Annotated in this window: 19 protein-coding genes; 6 read left to right on the forward strand and 13 right to left on the reverse strand. The window is 63.0% G+C overall.

The genetic code is table 11. The features are described 5' to 3' along the window. Window positions 1-3: 3 nt before the first annotated feature. Entirely contained in the window at window positions 4-546 is a 543-nt protein-coding gene (locus ABOC32_RS26595) for a YaeQ family protein (protein WP_016485154.1), read from the reverse strand. Between the two features lie 131 nt (window positions 547-677). Here ABOC32_RS26595 and ABOC32_RS26600 point away from each other — a divergent pair, with 131 nt between their 5' ends. After that, window positions 678-1,877, forward strand: coding sequence for a CaiB/BaiF CoA transferase family protein (locus tag ABOC32_RS26600; protein WP_426809471.1), 1,200 nt, complete (start codon window positions 678-680; stop codon window positions 1,875-1,877). A 21-nt stretch (window positions 1,878-1,898) separates the two neighbouring features. Then, the gene (locus tag ABOC32_RS26605) at window positions 1,899-2,774 is read left to right on the forward strand and encodes a TIGR02285 family protein (RefSeq protein WP_426809472.1); all 876 of its coding nucleotides are present in this window, start codon (window positions 1,899-1,901) and stop codon (window positions 2,772-2,774) included. A 265-nt stretch (window positions 2,775-3,039) separates the two neighbouring features. On the opposite strand, the gene ABOC32_RS26610 is transcribed toward ABOC32_RS26605, so the two are convergent. The 6 genes from ABOC32_RS26610 to xerD form a co-directional block, all read right to left on the reverse strand. Then, the gene (locus ABOC32_RS26610) at window positions 3,040-3,321 is read right to left on the reverse strand and encodes a DUF3509 domain-containing protein (RefSeq protein WP_016501222.1); all 282 of its coding nucleotides are present in this window, start codon (window positions 3,319-3,321) and stop codon (window positions 3,040-3,042) included. Window positions 3,322-3,400: 79 nt separating this feature from the next. Beyond that, the gene (locus tag ABOC32_RS26615) at window positions 3,401-3,820 is read right to left on the reverse strand and encodes a histidine kinase (RefSeq protein ID WP_426809473.1); all 420 of its coding nucleotides are present in this window, start codon (window positions 3,818-3,820) and stop codon (window positions 3,401-3,403) included. A gap of 220 nt (window positions 3,821-4,040) precedes the next feature. Beyond that, window positions 4,041-5,450, reverse strand: a complete 1,410-nt coding sequence (gene thrC, locus ABOC32_RS26620; RefSeq protein ID WP_426809474.1) for a threonine synthase — start codon at window positions 5,448-5,450, stop codon at window positions 4,041-4,043. A gap of 61 nt (window positions 5,451-5,511) precedes the next feature. Further along, window positions 5,512-6,816, reverse strand: coding sequence for a homoserine dehydrogenase (locus tag ABOC32_RS26625; protein ID WP_016501225.1), 1,305 nt, complete (start codon window positions 6,814-6,816; stop codon window positions 5,512-5,514). Window positions 6,817-6,899: 83 nt separating this feature from the next. Then, window positions 6,900-7,643 (reverse strand): thioredoxin fold domain-containing protein, encoded by a 744-nt coding sequence (locus ABOC32_RS26630; RefSeq protein WP_426809475.1) that lies wholly within the window; start codon window positions 7,641-7,643, stop codon window positions 6,900-6,902. Window positions 7,644-7,796: 153 nt separating this feature from the next. Then, window positions 7,797-8,693 carry a site-specific tyrosine recombinase XerD gene (xerD, locus tag ABOC32_RS26635; protein ID WP_234227357.1) on the reverse strand — a complete coding sequence of 299 codons (897 nt, stop codon included), beginning with the start codon at window positions 8,691-8,693 and terminating at the stop codon, window positions 7,797-7,799. Between the two features lie 68 nt (window positions 8,694-8,761). On the opposite strand from xerD, the gene ABOC32_RS26640 reads away from it, so the two are divergent. Continuing rightward, complete coding sequence (locus ABOC32_RS26640; protein WP_426809476.1) at window positions 8,762-10,567, forward strand: cation:proton antiporter; 1,806 nt, start codon at window positions 8,762-8,764, stop codon at window positions 10,565-10,567. Between the two features lie 3 nt (window positions 10,568-10,570). Here ABOC32_RS26640 and ABOC32_RS26645 read toward each other — a convergent pair whose 3' ends face one another. The 6 genes from ABOC32_RS26645 to ffh all read right to left on the reverse strand — a co-directional run bounded on the left by ABOC32_RS26645 (window position 10,571) and on the right by ffh (window position 14,626). Continuing rightward, the gene (locus ABOC32_RS26645; RefSeq protein WP_016501229.1) at window positions 10,571-10,978 is read right to left on the reverse strand and encodes an acyl-CoA thioesterase; all 408 of its coding nucleotides are present in this window, start codon (window positions 10,976-10,978) and stop codon (window positions 10,571-10,573) included. Between the two features lie 94 nt (window positions 10,979-11,072). Then, window positions 11,073-11,423: a 50S ribosomal protein L19 gene (rplS, locus tag ABOC32_RS26650; protein ID WP_003252148.1), complete on the reverse strand. Its 351-nt coding sequence runs from the start codon at window positions 11,421-11,423 to the stop codon at window positions 11,073-11,075. Window positions 11,424-11,466: 43 nt separating this feature from the next. Continuing rightward, window positions 11,467-12,219 carry a tRNA (guanosine(37)-N1)-methyltransferase TrmD gene (gene trmD / locus ABOC32_RS26655; protein WP_043204015.1) on the reverse strand — a complete coding sequence of 251 codons (753 nt, stop codon included), beginning with the start codon at window positions 12,217-12,219 and terminating at the stop codon, window positions 11,467-11,469. A 3-nt stretch (window positions 12,220-12,222) separates the two neighbouring features. Continuing rightward, window positions 12,223-12,759, reverse strand: a complete 537-nt coding sequence (gene rimM, locus ABOC32_RS26660) for a ribosome maturation factor RimM (protein WP_016501231.1) — start codon at window positions 12,757-12,759, stop codon at window positions 12,223-12,225. Between the two features lie 5 nt (window positions 12,760-12,764). Next, complete coding sequence (gene rpsP, locus ABOC32_RS26665) at window positions 12,765-13,016, reverse strand: 30S ribosomal protein S16 (protein WP_016501232.1); 252 nt, start codon at window positions 13,014-13,016, stop codon at window positions 12,765-12,767. Between the two features lie 233 nt (window positions 13,017-13,249). Further along, window positions 13,250-14,626, reverse strand: coding sequence for a signal recognition particle protein (ffh, locus tag ABOC32_RS26670; RefSeq protein WP_016501233.1), 1,377 nt, complete (start codon window positions 14,624-14,626; stop codon window positions 13,250-13,252). 325 nt (window positions 14,627-14,951) lie between these two features. On the opposite strand from ffh, the gene ABOC32_RS26675 reads away from it, so the two are divergent. From ABOC32_RS26675 to ABOC32_RS26685, 3 genes are all read left to right on the forward strand, one after another. After that, window positions 14,952-15,761, forward strand: a complete 810-nt coding sequence (locus ABOC32_RS26675; protein ID WP_016501234.1) for a cytochrome C assembly family protein — start codon at window positions 14,952-14,954, stop codon at window positions 15,759-15,761. Window positions 15,762-15,770: 9 nt separating this feature from the next. Next, complete coding sequence (locus tag ABOC32_RS26680; protein ID WP_426809477.1) at window positions 15,771-16,976, forward strand: transporter associated domain-containing protein; 1,206 nt, start codon at window positions 15,771-15,773, stop codon at window positions 16,974-16,976. A gap of 274 nt (window positions 16,977-17,250) precedes the next feature. Continuing rightward, a complete protein-coding gene (locus ABOC32_RS26685) occupies window positions 17,251-18,549 on the forward strand; it encodes an MFS transporter (protein WP_426809478.1) in 1,299 nt (432 codons plus the stop codon). Window positions 18,550-18,606: the final 57 nt, after the last annotated feature.

The following is an 18,606-nucleotide window of genomic DNA, read 5'->3' on the forward strand; positions in this document are numbered from 1 at the left end:
GCTTCAGCCACGCTCACCAAGCAGCCACTGCAGTTGCACTTCGTGCTGGCCTCGATCATCCGTGACGAACACCGTGCCTTCACTGATCATCACGTCCCACTTGATGCTGCGCGGCATGTCGGTAGCCAGCGTCTCCAGCACCTCCTGAGGCACGGCAGCGATGTTCAGGTTTTTCAGGTTCTTCACGGCACCCACCACCTTGCCTTCCCACACACGCAGGCTGCCATAGGCCAGCAGGCTGGTGCGTTCGGTACGGCGCGAGCACCAGGTCAGGCGGTCGGCGTCTGGCTGGCCCACTTCGATCCAGTGCAACACACGATCGTCCAGGCTCTTTTCCCACAGCGCCGGCTCATCGACATCCGACAGACCGCGGCCAAACGACAAGTTCTCGTTGTACCAGAGCGCATACGCCAACAGACGAACCGCCATACGCTCTTCGGTTTCCGAAGGGTGGCGAGCAATGGTCTGCTTGACGCTTTCGTAGACATTGCGATCAAGGTCGGTCAGATTCAATTCGAACTTGTAGGTGGTGGACGGCTGGGCCATGGTCGACGGGCTTCGTGCAAAAGAAAAGTGGCACAGTCTAACCCATCCGCACCTTCCATGCGCCGCAGCAGTACCCGGCGAAACCGACGTGTGATAAAACCACGGCTCTGCCCAGCTGCCACGGATGCCCCATGTCGACGCCCAGCAAACCCCTCGCCGGCCTCAAAGTTGTCGAACTTGGCACCCTGATTGCCGGGCCGTTCGCGTCGCGCATCTGTGCCGAATTCGGCGCCGAGGTGATCAAGGTCGAATCCCCCGATGGCGGCGACCCGTTGCGCAAGTGGCGCAAGCTGTACGAGGGCACTTCGCTGTGGTGGTTCGTGCAGGCGCGCAACAAGCAATCGCTCACCCTCAACCTCAAGCACCCCGAGGGCCTCGAGATTCTCAAGCGCCTGCTGGCCGACGCCGACATCCTGATCGAGAACTTCCGTCCGGGTGTGCTGGAAAAACTCGGCCTGGGCTGGGATGTGCTGCATGCGCTCAACCCGCGCCTGGTGATGGTGCGCCTCTCGGGCTTTGGCCAGACCGGGCCGATGAAAGACCAGCCGGGCTTTGGCGCTGTGGGCGAGTCGATGGGCGGTTTGCGCTACATCACCGGCTTCGACGACCGCCCGCCGGTGCGCACGGGCATTTCCATCGGTGACTCGATTGCCGCGCTGTGGGGGGTGATCGGCGCGTTGATGGCGCTGCGCCACCTCGAAGTCAATGGCGGCCAGGGCCAGGTGGTGGACGTTGCGCTGTACGAGGCGATCTTCGCCATGATGGAAAGCATGGTCCCGGAGTTCGATGTGTTCGGCTTTATCCGCGAGCGCACCGGCAACATCATGCCGGGTATCACCCCCTCCTCCATCCATACCAGCGCCGACGGCAAGCACGTGCAGATCGGCGCCAACGGCGATGCGATCTTCAGGCGCTTCATGCAGGCCATCGGCCGTGTCGACCTGGCAGACGACCCGACCCTGGCCAGCAACGATGGCCGCGACCTGCGCCGTGACGAGCTGTACGGGGTGATCGACCGCTGGGCCAACAGCCTGCCCCTGGAGCAGCTGATGCAGGTACTGACCACGGCCGAAGTACCGGCCAGCCGTATCTATTCGGCCGAGGACATGTTCAATGACCCGCAGTACCTGGCCCGGGAAATGTTCCTGCAGGCAAAGCTGCCGGACGGCAAGCCGTTCCGCATGCCGGGCATCGTGCCGAAGCTGTCGGATACGCCTGGCTCCACCGAATGGGTCGGCCCGGCGCTGGGCGAGCACACCGAAGCACTGCTCACCCGCCTGGGCTACGACGCAGCGGCCATTGCCGGCCTGCGCGAAGCCGGCGCGGTCTGACGCCTGGCGCCGCCCTCGCCCATGCGCGCTGCCCGCTGGTTACGCCACCTGATCGTGCTGTGCGGGCTACTGCCCGCATTGCTGCTACAGCCTGTCAGTGCCAAGGAACGCATCTTCTGGCTGGTGCGCGACTTGCCGCCGTTCACCATTTTTGAAGGCCCGGAAAAAGGCCAAGGGGTGATCGACCAGTTGCTGCCGCTGCTGATCGGGCAGATGCCCGAGTACGACCACAGCATCGTGCGGGTCAACCGCGCCCGCGGCATCCAGATGCTGCAAGACCGCAACAGCTTTACCTGCGACCCTACCCTGCTATGGACCCCGGAACGCGCCGAGTATGTGCGTTTTTCCATGCCATCGCTGGGCGTGCTCAGCGGTGGCCTGGTGCTGCGCAAGGAAAACCAGGCGCTGGTGGGGCCGTACCTCGACGGCCAGCAGATAGACCTGCATGGCCTGCTGAGCAACGACTCGCTCAAGCTGGGGATTGTGGCTGAACGCAGCTACGGCACCCAGATCGACGCCATCCTGCGCCAGTTGCCCGACAGCGTGCTCAGCCGCCACTACGGCAACGATGCCACCGCCAACCTGCTACAGATGCAACAGCTGGGGCGCCTGCGCATGGTGCTCGGCTACTGGCCGGAAGTGCGTTACCTGATTCAGCAACAAGGGGGCTCACTGGCGGATTACCAGTTCCATCCTGTGCAAGGGGTGAACCACTACCAGTTTCTGCATGTGGGTTGTTCGGACAGCCCGTTGGGGCGGGAAGCGATTGCGCATATCGATCAGCTGTTGCCGGCGCTGCGCCGCGATGTGTTGCCGCCGATGTATGCACGCTGGCTGGATCCGGCGTTGCAGGAAGACTATCTGGAAGACAGCAAGCGCTTCTTTGAAGGCCCATAAGCCAACCGACATACACAGCCCCTGTAGGAGCAGCCTTGTGCTGCGAAGAGGCCCGCATGACAAACGACATTCTCAAGCTGCACTGGCCCTTTCGCAGCACAAGGCTGCTCCTACAGGGATTTGTGCATGGCCAGAAAAAAGAAACCCCGGACGCTGGGGAGGACGCCCGGGGCCAAGCGAAAGTCCTTGGGGACTTCCCGAGGCAGCCTTGCCAGCACCGGAGCAAAGCACTGGCTGGCTACCCTTACACTGTCTGATACACCACTCAGGCAAAGGTTCCCTGGGGTTGCTGACGCTGCTGCAGCGCCGCGATCACACAAGGCTGCAAACGCCCTTCGGCAATCTGCAAGTCACGGTGCAGGCCATCTACCAGATCGATCAACAGGCGTTGCTCCTGCAACTGACGCTCGCTGACCATGCGTCGCAGGGTAATGCCGGCAACGCGGTCGTGAACGGTCAACTGGCGATTGCCGCTGGCATCGGCGATGCCAAGCTGGGCCTGATAGGGGGTCAGGGCTTCATTGAGCAGTTTGCAGATTCTTTCCATCCGGTTCACTCGCTGCGTGGTGGGATATAAAGGAACTGACCAACAGACGCAGCGCAAAGTTCGTCTTGCCGCGGCTGTTTCATCGAGCATGCGGGGCAGACATGACAGTTTGAATACGCCGCCACGGGCGCACCTGCAGCGCTTGCAGGGCATGCTGCAGGCGTGTCGTCGAAAGCGGCCAGGGGAGTTCGGCGAGCACCCAGAGGCCCCGCTTTCTTGCCTCCTGGGCAAGGTTCTGGTGCTTGGGGGTAGCCTGGCCGACGAACAGCAACGCACGCGACCGATGCTGCCGCGCGAGCAAGGAAAGGCCGGCCCGGGTTGGCATGGCATGGTCGAGAATCAGCAGGTCGGGGCGACGTTCAGCGGCCAGGCAAGCGTCCAGGTCGGTGGCGTTTGCGCTGATGCGCACGTTGAACATGCCTTGGGCGTTGAGGGCCTGGTGCAGGAGGATCTGGTGGGATGGGCGAGCCTGGTGGATCAACACGTAGGGCTGGTGCATATGCCGCTCCTGGTGGGAGGACCGGCTAAGTTAGCTTTGCGCTTGGCGTGGAAGAATGAGATTTTTCCTGCGCAGCCCAAGAAAAATCCGAGATTTTGGGGCTGCTTTGCAGCCCATCGCCGGCAAGCCAGCTCCCACATGTATTTCACATGGCCTTGGATCTACGCGATCGAGGTGGGCGCTGGCTTGCCGGCGATGGGCCGCAACGCGGCCCCGGCTGTTACAGGGGCTTGCCGCGGTTACCGTGCTGGCTGACAAAGCCCTGAACAGCTTTCAGGTCATTGGCCAGCACCGTGCAACGCTCTTCACGGCTGAACAGGTCGCTGAGGTGCGCCGGCAGCTCCAGCGCCTTGCCTACACCCGCCTTCTCAACCGCTTCCGGGAACTTGACCGGGTGCGCAGTACCCAGCACCACCATCGGTGTGTCCAGGCTACGGCGGCACTCGCGGGCAGCCTTGACGCCGATCGCGGTGTGCGGGTCGAGCACTTCACCGGTGGCGGCGAAGACTTCGGCAATGGTCTCGCAGGTCTGCTCGTCGCTGACGGCCAGCGAGTCGAACAGCTTGCGGGCTTCGGTCCAGCGGCCTTGCTCGACGCTGAAGCCGCCACCTTGCTTGAAGTTGGCCATCAGCTCGGCAATGGAGGCGCCGTTGCGGCCGTGCAGGTCGAACAGGAGGCGCTCGAAGTTGGACGAGACCATGATGTCCATCGACGGCGACAGGGTCGCGTGCAGGGTGTCCTTGACGTACTGGTTGCCGCTCATGAAGCGGTGCAGGATGTCGTTGCGGTTGGTGGCGACGACCAGCTGGCTGATCGGCAGGCCCATGTTGCGCGCCAGGTAGCCGGCGAAGATGTCGCCGAAGTTGCCGGTGGGTACCGAGAACGCCACCGAACGTGCCGGGCCGCCCAACTGCAGGGCTGCGTGGAAGTAGTAGACGATCTGGGCCATGATGCGCGCCCAGTTGATCGAGTTGACTGCCACCAGGCGGGTGCCCTTGAGGAACGACTGGTCGGCGAAGCTGGCCTTGACCATTTCCTGGCAGTCGTCGAAGTTGCCTTCGATGGCGATGTTGTGGATGTTGTCGCCGAAGATGGTGGTCATCTGGCGGCGCTGCACTTCCGACACGCGCTGGTGCGGGTGCAGGATGAAGATGTCGACGTTGTCGCAACGGCGGCAGCCTTCGATGGCGGCGGAACCGGTGTCACCGCTGGTGGCACCGATGATCACCACGCGCTCGTTGCGCTTGGCCAGCACGTGGTCGAGCAGGCGGCCGAGCAGCTGCAGGGCGAAGTCCTTGAACGCCAGGGTCGGGCCGTGGAACAGCTCCAGCACCCACTCGTTGCTGTTCAGCTGACGCAGCGGGGCGACCGCAGCGTGGGCGAATTCGCCGTAGGTTTCTTCGAGGATCTTCTTGAAGTCGGCATCGGCGATGCTGCCTTCAACGAACGGGCGCATCACGCGGAAGGCCAGCTCGTGGTATGGCAGGCCAGCCCAGGAGGCGATTTCTTCCTGGGTGAAGCGTGGCAGGTTTTCTGGCACGTACAGGCCGCCGTCGCTGGCCAGGCCAGCCAGCAGCACGTCTTCGAAATTCAGGGCCGGTGCCTGGCCGCGGGTACTGATATAGCGCATGGGTGCAAACCTTCGAGGCTGGGGCCGGGGCCGCACTGGCGGCCCGACGGCACTGATTTTGTTAGTTGAGCTGTTCGACGCGGATGCGCACGACCTTGCCGATCACGTCCTGCAGGGCTTCCAGGGCGACGATGGCGTCGTTGATGCTCTGTTCGACCACACCGTGGGTCAGGAGGATCATCGGCACCAGGCCGTCCTGCTCCTCGGCTTCCTTCTGCATGATCGACTCGATGTTGATGCCACGCTCCGACAGGATGCTGGCCACCTGGGCCAGTACGCCCGGGTGATCCTTGGCCTGGATGCGCAGGTAGTAGGCGCTTTCGCAGGCTTCGATCGGCAGGATCGGGTGGGCCGACAGCGAGTCTGGCTGGAAGGCCAGGTGCGGTACGCGGTTTTCCGGGTCGGAGGTCATGGCACGGACCACATCGACCAGGTCGCCGACCACCGACGAAGCAGTAGGCTCCATGCCGGCGCCCGCACCGTAGTACAGGGTGGAACCGGCGGCGTCACCGTTGACCATCACGGCGTTCATCACGCCGTTGACGTTGGCGATCAGGCGGTCGGCCGGGATCAGCGTCGGGTGCACGCGCAGCTCGATGCCTTCGGCGGTGCGACGCGCCACGCCCAGATGCTTGATGCGGTAGCCCAGGGCCTCGGCATAGTTCACGTCAGCAGTGGTCAGCTGGGTGATGCCTTCGGTGTAGGCCTTGTCGAACTGCAGCGGAATGCCGAAAGCGATCGACGCCAGGATGGTCAGTTTGTGCGCAGCGTCGATGCCCTCGACGTCGAAGGTCGGGTCGGCTTCGGCGTAACCCAGCGCCTGGGCTTCGGCCAGCACGTCCGGGAAGGCACGGCCCTTCTCACGCATTTCGGTGAGGATGAAGTTGCCGGTGCCGTTGATGATGCCGGCCAGCCAGTTGATGCGGTTGGCCGACAGGCCTTCGCGGATGGCCTTGATCACCGGGATGCCGCCCGCCACGGCCGCTTCGAAGGCGACGATTACACCCTTCTCGCGGGCCTTGGCAAAGATTTCGTTACCGTGCACGGCAATCAGCGCCTTGTTGGCGGTAACCACGTGCTTGCCGTTTTCAATGGCCTTGAGCACCAGGTCGCGGGCGATGGTGTAGCCACCGATCAGCTCGATGACAATGTCGATCTCCGGGTTGCTCGCAACTTCGAACACGTCAGCGGTAATGGGGGTACCGGTAATCTGGCAGTTCGGGTTCTGCGAGCGCATGGCGATCTGTGCCACTTCAATACCGCGCCCGGCACGGCGGGCAATCTCCTCGGCGTTGCGCTGAAGTACATTGAAGGTTCCGCCACCGACGGTCCCCAACCCACAGATGCCTACTTTGACCGGTTTCACTGTGAACTCCCCATTGAACGGCCGACACTTTCGCCGACCGTGAAACATGCCGTCACCCCATGACGACGGCGTACTGAATTGGATTACTTGGCAAGTGCCAGCTTGGCGACTTGCGGTGCCGGCTGGTAGCCCGGAATGACCTGGCCGCTTTCAAGGACGATGGCCGGCGTACCGTTGACGCCGATCGACTGGCCCAGCTGGAACTGCTTGCCGACCGGGTTGGCGCACTTGGCGGCCTTGATCTCTTCACCTTCGACCATCTTGTCCATCGCCCCACGGCGATCGCTGGAGCACCACACAGCCTGCAGCTGCTGGTCACCCGGCGAGCCCAGCCCCTGGCGCGGGAAGGCGACATAGCGCACTTCGATACCGCGACGGTTCAGCTCGGGCACTTCGGCGTGCAGCTTGTGGCAATACGGGCAGGTGGTGTCGGTGAACACGGTGATGTGCGACTTGGTCTCGCCCTTGGCAGGATAAACCACCATCTCGGCCGCTGGAATGCCGTTGATGAGCTTGGCAACGCCCAAGCGCTCGGTTTTCTCGGTGAGGTTGACCGGCTTGCCGTCCTGGATCTGGAACAGGTAGCCCTGCATCACGAACTGGCCGTCGGCGCTGGCGTACAGCACGCGCCCGCCCTGCAGCTTGACTTCATACAGGCCGTTCAGCGGGCTGCTGGCCACGCTTTCGACGGGCACTTCCAGCTCGAGGTTCTGCAGCGATTTGCGGATGGCCTGCTCGGCTACGGCATTGCTATCGGTTGCCGCAGCAACGGCAAAGGTACTGGCCAGCGCCAACACGGCGGCGGCGAAAAACTGGGTCACGCGCATGGGAACTCCTGAAGGCGGACAGGGACCGGAGGGCGCCACCTGCGGAAAAGACGCGGTGGCCGTGCGGCCCTTGGTGCAAACCGCCCAAGCCTACCACATCACACCCCCGGTGAAGGGGCTTGCGAGGACCAGTCGGCGGAACATGAAAAACATTCATCCACGTGGGTGGTGCTGCGCGTGCAACTGCTGCAGGCGGGCCTTGGCAACGTGGGTGTAGATCTGGGTGGTCGACAGGTCGCTGTGGCCAAGCAGCATCTGCACCACGCGCAGGTCGGCGCCATGGTTGAGCAGGTGCGTGGCGAACGCGTGGCGCAGCGTGTGCGGCGACAGCGATTTGTCGATACCCGCCACCCGGGCATGGTGCTTGATGCGGTGCCAGAAGGTCTGGCGGGTCATCTGTTCGCCGCGCTGGCTGGGGAACAGCACATCGCTGGGGCGGCCATTGAGCAACTCGGCACGGCCATCGCGCTGGTAGCGTTCCAGCCACACCACTGCCTCCTCGCCCATGGGCACCAGGCGCTCCTTGCTGCCCTTGCCCATCACCCGCAGCACACCCTGGCGCAGGTTGACCTGGTCAAGGGTCAGGCTGACCAGCTCGGTGACGCGCAGGCCGCAGGCATAAAGCACTTCGAGCATGGCGCGGTCGCGCTGGCCGATGGCTTCGCCCAGGTCCGGGGCCTGCAGCAAAGCTTCAACGTCGGCTTCGGACAACGACTTGGGCAGCGGCTTGCCCAGTTGCGGCATATCGACCTGCAGGGTCGGGTCGATTGCCACAAGCTTTTCCCGCAACAGATAGCGGAAGAAACCGCGCAGGCCCGACAGGAAACGCGCCGTGGAACGTGGCTTGTAGCCCTGGTCGAGGCGCCAGGCCAGGTGGTCGAGGATCAGGTCACGGCCGGCGTCGGGCAGGGAAACCGAATGCTCCTGCAGCCAGCCGTTGAACAGTGCCAGATCGCTGCGGTAGGACACGCGGGTGTTGTCGGACAGGCCTTTTTCAAGCCACAGGGCATCGAGAAACTGGTCGATCAGGGGGTGGTCGAGGGCGGGCATGAAGACTCGGTGGCAAACGGCAAATTGGCGCTTAGTCTTTCATAACACTGCAGGCATAGGGAGCCCGTATGAACGAACAGCAGATTCTTCTCAGCGTCGGTGGTATCGGTGCCGCTGCGCTTGCCTGCCAATGGCTGGCCTGGCGCCTGAAACTACCGGCGATCCTGTTTCTGCTGCTGGCCGGGATCATCGCGGGACCGGCACTGGGCTGGCTCGACCCCGAGGCGCTGTTCGGCCCGTTGCTGATGCCGCTGGTGTCGCTGGCCGTGGCGCTGATCCTGTTCGAGGGCAGCCTGACCCTGCACCTGTCGCAGTGGCGCGAGATCGGCAGCGTGGTGCATCGCCTGGTCACCGTGGGCGCATTGGTCACCTGGCTGGTGATCGCCCTGGCGACCCACTGGCTGCTCGGGTTCGACTGGCCGCTGTCGATCCTGTTCGGCACCTTGACCCTGGTGACCGGCCCCACGGTAATCGTGCCCATGCTGCGCGTGGTGCGGCCAAAGTCGACCATCGCCAATATCCTGCGCTGGGAAGGGATCATGATCGACCCCATCGGCGCGCTGCTCGCCGTGGTGGTGTACAGCTTCATCATCGCCAGTGCCGACGGCAACGGCCTGAGCCAGAGCCTGACCACCTTTGCCGGGGTGATTTTTTGCGGGACTGCCCTGGGGGCAGCCGGTGGCTGGCTGCTGGGGCAGATCATGCGCGAGCAGTGGCTACCGGAGTATCTGCACAACCTGGCCTCACTGGCGGCTGTGCTGGGCATCTTCATCGCCGCCAACCAGATCATGCACGAATCCGGGCTGCTGGCGGTGACCGTGATGGGGATGTGGCTGGCCAACATGCGCGGGGTCGATGTGCGGCAAATCCTGCACTTCAAGGAAAACCTCAGCGTGCTGCTGATTTCCGGCCTGTTCATCCTGCTGGCTGCGCGCCTTGACCTGCATGCCCTGCTGGGGCTCGGCCCGGCTGTACTGGCATTGCTGCTGGTAATCCAGTTGCTGGCACGCCCGCTCAACGTATGGCTGGCCACACTGGGTTCGACACTCAGCTGGCGCGAGCGCGCGCTGCTGGCCTGGATCGCGCCACGCGGTATCGTTGCCGCGGCCGTTTCGGCGATATTCGCCATCCGCCTGCACCAGGCCGGCCACCAGGACGCCTTGCTGCTGGTACCGCTGACCTTCGCCGTAATCATCGGCACGGTGGTACTGCAAAGCGCCACGGCCAGGCCGCTGGCGCGCCTGCTGAAGGTCGCCGAACCGGCACCCAGCGGGTTTCTCATCGTCGGTGCCAACGGGCCTGCCCGGGCCATCGCCAAAGCCCTGCAACAATTGGGCTGCCGGGTTTTACTGACAGATTCCAGCTGGGAAAACATTCGCGCCGCGCGCATGGACGGGCTGCCGACTTACTTTGGCAACCCCGCCTCGCAGCATGCCGACGCCCACCTGGACCTGGTCGGGCTCGGGCACTTGCTTGGCCTGTCGCCCGCCGGCGAAATCAATGCTTTGGCCTGCGCCAGGTTCCGCCATGATTTCGGCCACGGCCGGCTGTTCGTGCTGGCCAGCGGCCTGGAGAAACAACGCAGCGACAAGCACCGGGCAGCCGAGGAGCACCGCGGGCACTTGCTGGGGGCCAACTCGATGACGTATCTGCAACTGGCCAACCGCTTGCATCAGGGCGCCGAGCTGTACAGCACCAACCTGACCGAAGGCTTTGACTGGGACGCCTACCAGGCCCTGCATGGCGAGCGCGCACACTTGCTGTTCGCTCGCGATGGGCATGGCTGGGTGCATGTAGCCAGCCCCGACAACCCGTTGCAGCCGCAACCGGGGTGGACCTTGGTGGCACTGATCGAACCAGCGCCGCAAGCATGATACTCAGGCGCCTGGCAGCACCGGCACCGGGCGTTTGTCTTCATCAATGGCGACGAAGCTGAAGACACCGTGAATCGCCCGCTCGCGGCCGTCCAGGTACATGTTCTCGACAAACACGTCCACCTGCACCTGCAGGCTGGTATTGCCGACCTTGATCACCGAGCCCACCAATTCGACGATCGAGCCCGCCGGGATCGGGTGCTTGAAGTCGATGCGGTCGGTGGACACGGTCACCAGCGGCAGGCGGCAGAAGCGCGTGGCGGCAATGAACGACACTTCGTCCATCCAGGCCAGGGCGGTGCCGCCGAACAGGGTGTTGTGGTGGTTGGTGGTGTTGGGGAACACCGCCTTGGTCACGCGGGTCACCGACAACTCGGTGCGGCGCTGGATTTCCTGGTCTCGGGTAGTCATGGCAATCACATCTTCGGGGGTTCAAAACGCAAAAAAGCAGCCCGAAGGCTGCTTTTTTCTCGCTAGGCGGCCTTGGCCACCGGGCAAACTGTCCTCAGGACAGTTTTTCCTTGATGCGAGCGGCTTTGCCGGACAGGTCGCGCAGGTAGTACAGCTTGGCTTTACGCACGTCACCACGACGTTTCACGGCCAGGCTGTCGATTTGCGGGCTGTAGGTCTGGAAGGTACGCTCAACACCAACGCCGCTCGAGATCTTGCGCACGGTGAAGGCGCTGTTCAGACCACGGTTACGCTTGGCGATAACAACGCCTTCGAACGCCTGCAGACGGGAACGCTCACCTTCCTTCACTTTAACCTGAACGACAACGGTGTCGCCTGGTGCGAAGGTAGGGATTTCCTTGCTCATCTGCTCTGCTTCGAGCTGCTGGATGATTTTGTTAGTCATGCTGTGCTCCTAAGGTGGACAAACGTGATCCACCATCGATACGTTAACTATCGTTCCGCTCGCGGAGGTATTCCTCGAGCAGCTTTTTCTCTTCTCCAGAAAGTGAGCGACTTTCCAGAAGATCGGCGCGTCGTTCGAAGGTCCTACCAAGGGACTGCTTCATCCGCCATCGCCGGATATGTGCATGGTTGCCACTTAGCAACACGTCGGGAACACGCTGATCCGCATACACCTCAGGTCGGGTGTAGTGCGGGCAATCCAGCAAGCCATCGGTGAAGGAATCTTCCTCCGCCGAGCCTACATGCCCTAAAGCTCCGGGCAGCAGCCGCGTAACCGCATCGATCAGTACCATGGCCGGTAGCTCACCACCGGAAAGCACATAGTCACCAATCGACCACTCTTCATCGACATGAGCATCAATAAAACGCTCGTCAATGCCTTCATAACGGCCGGCGATCAGGATCAAAGATTCCTGTTCGGCCAAGCCTTTGACCGCTTGCTGATCCAGCTTGCGGCCTTGTGGCGAAAGGTAGATTACCTTTGCCGTTGCTCCGGTCGCTTGCCTGGCACTGGCCAGTGCATCTTCCAGAGGCTTGATCTTCATCACCATCCCCGGACCACCGCCAAAAGGCCGATCATCCACCGTGTGGTGGCGATCACTGGTGTAGTCCCGCGGATTCCAGCAAGTGACTTGCAACAAGCCCTGCTTCACCGCGCGGCTGGTAATGCCGTACTCCGTAATGGCCGAGAACATCTCGGGGAACAGCGTGATGACTTCTACACGAAGGTTACCCATCAGTTAGAAATCCGCGTCCCATTCGACCCGCATCACACCAGCTTCAAGGTCGACTGCCAGCACACATTGCGCCGTATAGGGCAACAAGCGCTCACGGTCATCCAGGCTGCCTGCGCAAGGCTTGACCACCATTACATCGTTCGCGCCGGTCTCCAACAGGTGATCAACCGTGCCGAACAGCTGTTCGTCCTGGTTGATGACTTTCAGACCGACCAACTGGTACCAGTAGTACTCGTCGTCCGTCAGGTTGGGCAAAAGGCTGCGCGAGATGCAAATCTCGTAACCGCTCAGAAGACGCGCTTCGTCACGATCGTCGAGCCCTTTGAGCTTGGCGACCAGCTCCTTTTTATTGGAACGGCCACTGACCAGCTCGACCTGCTTGACCGACCCTTCGCGCCGAAGCGTCCAGTTACGGTAATCCAACAGGTTTTCAATCGGATCGGTAAAGGAATACACCTTCACCTCGCCGCGAACGCCGTGAACCGAAAAAATCTTGCCAACGACGATGAGGTCGTCAGCCTTTTCTGGCGTCGCGTTCATACAGTTCAGGCTGCAGCCTTGGCCGCTTCCTTCAGCAGCTGAGCAACGCGCTCAGACGGCTGTGCGCCGATGCTCAGCCAGTGAGCAACGCGGTCTTGTTTAACGGACAGACGAACTTCCTGACCACGAGCGATCGGGTTGAAGAAGCCAACCTGTTCGATGTGGGAGCCGTCACGCGGGTTACGCGAGTCGGTTACGGTCAGTTGGTAAAACGGGCGCTTTTTGGAGCCGCCACGGGCAAGACGAATGGTAAGCATTGAACATCGTTCCTGTAGTCGGTGCTGCAAATCATGATGCACAGCGGGCACACGGGTGCCCGAAAGGCCGCACATTCTCAAGGAATATACGGACATTTGCAAATGCCTTTTTACTTCAAATAAAAAGGCCAGCCTGCTGATCTGCTATTAAGCCGCCTCCATAGAGGCGGCGGTGTTCCCGCCGAAGCGGGTTCCGGCCAGCGGCGGGGTTGCCGCCACTGGCCTGAATCTGTTTACAGCTTGGGCATGCCGCCGCCGGGCATCATGCCGCCCAGGCCGCGCATCATCTTGGCCATGCCGCCTTTGGCAGAAAATTTCTTCATCATCTTCTGCATCTGCTTGTGCTGCTTGATCAACCGGCCGATGTCCTGCACCTGGGTGCCGGAGCCAAGGGCGATACGGCGCTTGCGCGAACCGCTGATCAGGTCAGGGTCGCGGCGCTCGGCCGGGGTCATGGAGTTGATGATCGCCTCCATCTGCTTGAACTGCTTCTCGGCCGCGCCCTGGGCATTGCCCATCTGTGACAGGTTGACCCCGCCGATGCTCGGCAGCTTGTCCATCAGGCCGCCCAGGCCGCCCATGTTCTTCATCTGTTGCAACTGGTCGCGGAAGTCTTCGAGGTCGAAGCCCTTGCCCTTCTTCAGCTTCTTGGCCAGCTTGTCGGCCTTGGCCTTGTCGATGGTCTGCTCGGCCTGCTCGATCAGGCTGAGCACGTCACCCATGCCGAGGATGCGCGAGGCGACGCGGTCGGGGTGGAACGGCTCGAGGGCCTCGGTCTTCTCACCCATACCGATGAACTTGATCGGCTTGCCGGTGATGGCACGCACCGACAGCGCAGCACCGCCACGGGCGTCACCGTCAACCTTGGTCAGCACCACGCCGGTCAGCGGCAGGGCCTCGCCAAAGGCCTTGGCCGTGTTGGCGGCGTCCTGGCCGGTCATGGCGTCGACCACGAACAGGGTCTCGATCGGCTTGACCGCAGCGTGCAGCGCCTTGATCTCGTCCATCATGTCAGCGTCGATGTGCAGACGGCCGGCGGTGTCGACGATGACCACATCGATGAACTTCAGCTTGGCTTCGCGGATGGCCGCTTCGGCAATGGCCACCGGCTTCTGGCTGATGTCGGACGGGAAGAAGGTGACGCCGATGTCGTTGGCCAGGGTTTCCAGCTGTTTGATCGCCGCCGGGCGATAGACGTCGGCGGATACCACCATCACGGTCTTTTTCTTGCGCTCTTTAAGGAAGCGCGCCAGCTTGCCGGCGGTGGTGGTCTTACCCGCGCCCTGCAGGCCGGCCATCAGTACCACGGCAGGCGGGGCGGCATTCAGCGCGAGGTCTTCGTTGGCCGCGCCCATCAGGCTTTCCAGCTCGGCCTGGACGATCTTCACGAACGCCTGGCCCGGGGTCAGGCTGCGCGACACTTCGGTGCCGACCGCACGTTCCTTGACGCTATTGACGAAATCCTTGACCACCGGCAGGGCAACGTCGGCCTCGAGCAGGGCCATGCGCACTTCGCGCAGCGTGTCCTTGATGTTGTCTTCGGTCAGCTTGGCCTTGCCGGTGACATGGCGCAGCGTCTGTGACAGGCGGTCGGTCAGGTTTTCGAACATGGTGATCCTTTCAGGCCCAGTAAAAGCCGAGGTTTGTCAGGCACCCTGGGGGAAATACACACCCGCCGGGCACAGCAAGGCGGCGATTATAGCGAAGTGCGGCGGCGGCGCACACCTTGGTGGCAGCTTGGGAGATATTCGGTGGCTGTGCTGGCCTCTTCGCGGGTGAACCCGCTCCCACAGAGTTTCCCACTGCCCTCAAGGCTTGCGCCGTACCTGTGGGAGCGGGTTTACCCGCGAATGCCGTAACGCGGTCTACCAGTCTTCCTTGATCAGCGGAATCTATGCCAAACTCCGTCTCTTTAAGGCTCGTCAACCAGGACTTATGGTCTCCTCTCCCAGCCTCATCCCCAACCTGATCGCTGCCGGCCTTTATATAGCGGCGGCCATCTACCAGGGCTCGCACCTGGCCCAGGGCCGCAAGTCCGACAAGCGCCTGCTTGCCCTGCTGGGTACCTTCGCGGTGCTCGCCCAGGCCGGTGCCCTGTACTTCCAGCTGATCACCCCGCTGGGCCTGAGCCTGGACTTCTTCAGCGCCGCCAGCCTGATCGCCGTGGCCGTCATCGGCCTGACCCTGCTGGCCTGCCTGCGCATACCGGTCGAAAACCTGCTGGTGCTGCTGTTCCCGCTGGGCGCGGTGACGGCGCTGCTGGCGCAGTTCGCGCCGCCTGGCACCGTACCGCTGATCAACGAAGAGCCAGGCATCCTCGCGCATATCCTGCTGTCGATCCTGGCGTACGGGCTGTTCACCATTGCGGTGTTCCAGTCGCTGCTGTTGCTGCTGCAGGACCGCCAGCTGAAGAACAAGCACCCCTCCGGGCTGATCCGCAACTTCCCGCCCCTGCAAACCATGGAAAGCCTGCTGTTCGGCTTCCTCTGGGCCGGCTGGTGCCTGCTGTCGCTGTCGCTGATCTCCGGCTGGCTGTTCCTCGACAACCTGTTCGCCCAGCACCTGGTGCACAAGACCTTGCTGGCCTGTGTCGCCTGGGTGGTGTTCAGCGTACTGCTGTGGGGCCGCACCCGCCTGGGCTGGCGTGGTCACAAGGCCATCCGCTGGACGCTGGCCGGTTTCTGCCTGCTGATGCTGGCCTATTTCGGCAGCAAGCTGGTTCGCGAATTCATCCTGCATATCTGACGGCCGCTCATGGACACACTGCCGTACGCACCGCTACTCGGCACCCTGGCACTGGCGCTGCTGTGGTCGGCGTTGTTCACCACGGTGGATGCCGCCCGCCTGCTGCTCAATGGCTCGCTGCGCACCGCTGATGACGGCCAGCCCGTGCTGCCGGCCCAGGCCCTGGTGCTGTGCGCCAGCCTGGGCAAACTGCTGGTGCTGGGCCTGGCCTGCCTGGTAGGCCAGCGCCATAGCGGCGAGCACGGCTTCTGGCTGGCAGGGCTGGCTGCCACCGTCACCTTGCTGGTGTTTGCCGAATACGTGCCACGGCGCCTGGCCCGGCGTAACCCGCAGGCCTGCGTCAGCCTTGGCACCAGCCTGCTGAAAGTACCCCTCGCCCTGCTGCAGCCGCTGGCCTGCCTGCTGGACGGTTTCGCCAAGCTGCTGCTGCGCCCGTTCCGCGCGCAACCCACGGCCGTGGCCCTGCACCCGCAGGAAGCCGACGACTTTGACGAAGACGAGGAGCACGAAACACCCCGCCACGGCCTGCTCGACGGCCTGCAGTCGCTGGACAAGGTCACCGTCAACGACATCCTGGTACCGCGCAACGAAGTGGACGGCATCAACCTCGACGAGCCGATCGGGCGCATCATCGAGCAGTTGATCATCAGCCGCCACACCCGCCTGCCGGTCTACCACAACGACATCAACCAGGTTGAAGCCATCCTCAACACCAAGCTGATCAGCCACCTGCTGCCCAAGGCCGACCTGACCCTGGAGGCGCTGCACAGCGCCTGCTACGAACCTTATTTCGTGCCAGAAAGCACGCCCCTGCAAATGCAGTTGCTGAATTTCCACAAGCAACAGCGCCGGCTGGGTGTGGTGGTGGACGAGTACGGCGAGGTGCAGGGTATCGTCACCCTGGAAGACATCCTCGAAGAGATCGTTGGTGAGTTCGAGGACGAACAGAGCCTGGAAAACCCCCACGTACACCCACAGCCCGATGGCACCTTCGTCATCGACGGCAACGCCTCGCTGCGCGAAATCAACCGCACCCTGGGCTGGCACCTGCCCTGCGACGGCGGGCCGAAAACCCTCAACGGGCTGGTGACCGAAGCGCTGGAAAGCATCCCGGAAAGCGCCGTTTGCCTGAAGATCGGCCGCTATCGCCTGGAAATCCTCGAAACAGAGGACAATTGTGCCAGCAAGGTACTGGTGTGGACCGTGACCCGATAGCTATACTCGGGTCACGCTTACCCAGCCCCGCCGTCACGCCTGCTACCCGCACCCGGCGTTCCACGGCCAGTCCGCTCCACTGACACGCCCCGCGGTCCTGCTTCAACACCCCGAACAGTGCCCGCCCCGCCCCTACCCCCCTTGGGCTATCGTCAGTCGGGCGCACACAACAACAAAACGCTCCGGCGCCCGCGCAACCGTGCCTGCCCTTTTGCTCAGCACACCGCGCGGGCCATGCCCATGGAGCCGGACCAGACTGTTAGGGACCTACTTAATGACAAGCAGCACCTACGCCGAAGCGCCTGCCGCACCGGTCAACTCGCCCGCGCGGGTAGCCACTGCCAGCTTCATCGGCACCGCCATCGAGTTCTACGACTTCTACGTGTACGCCACTGCTGCTGCCTTGGTGATCGGCCCGGTGTTCTTCCCGTCCGGGTCGGGCACCGCGCAAATGCTGGCAGCCTTTCTCACCTTCGGCATCGCCTTTCTCGCCCGCCCGCTGGGTTCGGCGTTGTTCGGCCACTTTGGCGACCGCATCGGCCGCAAGTCGACCCTGGTTGCCTCGCTGCTGCTGATGGGTGTCTCCACCACGGCCATCGGCGTGTTGCCGGGCTATGACAGCATTGGCGTGTGGGCGCCGATCATCCTGTGCCTGCTGCGCTTTGGCCAAGGCTTGGGCCTGGGCGGTGAATGGGGTGGCGCGGCGCTGCTGGCCACGGAGAACGCCCCGGAGGGCAAGCGCGCCTGGTTCGGCATGTTCCCCCAGTTGGGCCCTTCGATCGGCTTTTTGGCCGCCAACGGCTTGTTCCTGACCCTGGCCCTGACGCTCAGCGACGAGCAGTTCCGTGAATGGGGCTGGCGTATTCCGTTCCTGCTCAGTGCCGCGCTGGTGCTGGTGGGCCTGTATGTGCGCCTGAAGCTCGAAGAAAGCCCGGTGTTCGCCAAGGCTGTCGCCCGCCACGAGCGGGTGAAAATGCCAGTGGTCGAGCTGTTTTCCAACTACTGGGTGCCCACCCTGCTGGGCGCTGCGGCCATGGTGGTGTGCTACGCGCTGTTCTATATCTCCACGGTGTTCTCGCTGAGCTACGGCGTGACCACGCTGGGCTACAGCCGCGAAACATTCCTGGGCCTGCTGTGCTTCGCGGTGGTGTTCATGGCCCTGGCCACGCCGCTGTCGGCCTGGCTCAGCGACCGTTACGGGCGCAAGCCGGTGCTGATCGTCGGCGGCCTGCTGGCGGTAGCGTCGGGCTTTGCCATGGAGCCGCTGCTGACCTCGGGATCGACGGCGGGTGTGGCGCTGTTCCTGGCCATCGAGCTGTTCCTGATGGGCGTGACATTTGCGCCGATGGGGGCACTGCTGCCCGAGCTGTTCCCGACTCACGTGCGTTATACCGGGGCTTCGGCGGCGTATAACCTGGGCGGGATTGTCGGGGCCTCGGCGGCACCGTTCTTTGCCCAGAAGCTGGTGAGCATGGGCGGGTTGAGCTGGGTGGGGGGCTATGTGTCGGTGGCGGCGGTGATCAGCCTGATTGCGGTGCTGTGCCTGAAAGAGACCCGTAATACCGAGCTGTAAGCAATGGGGGCGCGTTGCGCCCCATTCGCAGCACAAGGCTGCTCCTACAGGGGCGTG

The sequence above is a fragment of the Pseudomonas sp. WOUb67 genome, from assembly GCF_050058005.1.
GTDB lineage: Bacteria > Pseudomonadota > Gammaproteobacteria > Pseudomonadales > Pseudomonadaceae > Aquipseudomonas > Aquipseudomonas putida_R.

Excerpts from the sequence above, each read along its gene's own strand:
- ABOC32_RS26595 (WP_016485154.1), bottom strand. The coding sequence starts at position 546 with ATGGCCCAGCCGTCCACCACCTACAAGTTCGAATTGAATCTGACCGAC.
- ABOC32_RS26600 (WP_426809471.1), top strand. The coding sequence starts at position 678 with ATGTCGACGCCCAGCAAACCCCTCGCCGGCCTCAAAGTTGTCGAACTT.
- ABOC32_RS26605 (WP_426809472.1), top strand. The coding sequence starts at position 1,899 with ATGCGCGCTGCCCGCTGGTTACGCCACCTGATCGTGCTGTGCGGGCTA.
- ABOC32_RS26610 (WP_016501222.1), bottom strand. The coding sequence starts at position 3,321 with ATGGAAAGAATCTGCAAACTGCTCAATGAAGCCCTGACCCCCTATCAG.
- ABOC32_RS26615 (WP_426809473.1), bottom strand. The coding sequence starts at position 3,820 with ATGCACCAGCCCTACGTGTTGATCCACCAGGCTCGCCCATCCCACCAG.
- thrC (WP_426809474.1), bottom strand. The coding sequence starts at position 5,450 with ATGCGCTATATCAGTACCCGCGGCCAGGCACCGGCCCTGAATTTCGAA.
- ABOC32_RS26630 (WP_426809475.1), bottom strand. The coding sequence starts at position 7,643 with ATGCGCGTGACCCAGTTTTTCGCCGCCGCCGTGTTGGCGCTGGCCAGT.
- xerD (WP_234227357.1), bottom strand. The coding sequence starts at position 8,693 with ATGCCCGCCCTCGACCACCCCCTGATCGACCAGTTTCTCGATGCCCTG.
- ABOC32_RS26640 (WP_426809476.1), top strand. The coding sequence starts at position 8,762 with ATGAACGAACAGCAGATTCTTCTCAGCGTCGGTGGTATCGGTGCCGCT.
- ABOC32_RS26645 (WP_016501229.1), bottom strand. The coding sequence starts at position 10,978 with ATGACTACCCGAGACCAGGAAATCCAGCGCCGCACCGAGTTGTCGGTG.
- rplS (WP_003252148.1), bottom strand. The coding sequence starts at position 11,423 with ATGACTAACAAAATCATCCAGCAGCTCGAAGCAGAGCAGATGAGCAAG.
- trmD (WP_043204015.1), bottom strand. The coding sequence starts at position 12,219 with ATGGGTAACCTTCGTGTAGAAGTCATCACGCTGTTCCCCGAGATGTTC.
- rimM (WP_016501231.1), bottom strand. The coding sequence starts at position 12,759 with ATGAACGCGACGCCAGAAAAGGCTGACGACCTCATCGTCGTTGGCAAG.
- rpsP (WP_016501232.1), bottom strand. The coding sequence starts at position 13,016 with ATGCTTACCATTCGTCTTGCCCGTGGCGGCTCCAAAAAGCGCCCGTTT.
- ffh (WP_016501233.1), bottom strand. The coding sequence starts at position 14,626 with ATGTTCGAAAACCTGACCGACCGCCTGTCACAGACGCTGCGCCATGTC.
- ABOC32_RS26675 (WP_016501234.1), top strand. The coding sequence starts at position 14,952 with ATGGTCTCCTCTCCCAGCCTCATCCCCAACCTGATCGCTGCCGGCCTT.
- ABOC32_RS26680 (WP_426809477.1), top strand. The coding sequence starts at position 15,771 with ATGGACACACTGCCGTACGCACCGCTACTCGGCACCCTGGCACTGGCG.
- ABOC32_RS26685 (WP_426809478.1), top strand. The coding sequence starts at position 17,251 with ATGACAAGCAGCACCTACGCCGAAGCGCCTGCCGCACCGGTCAACTCG.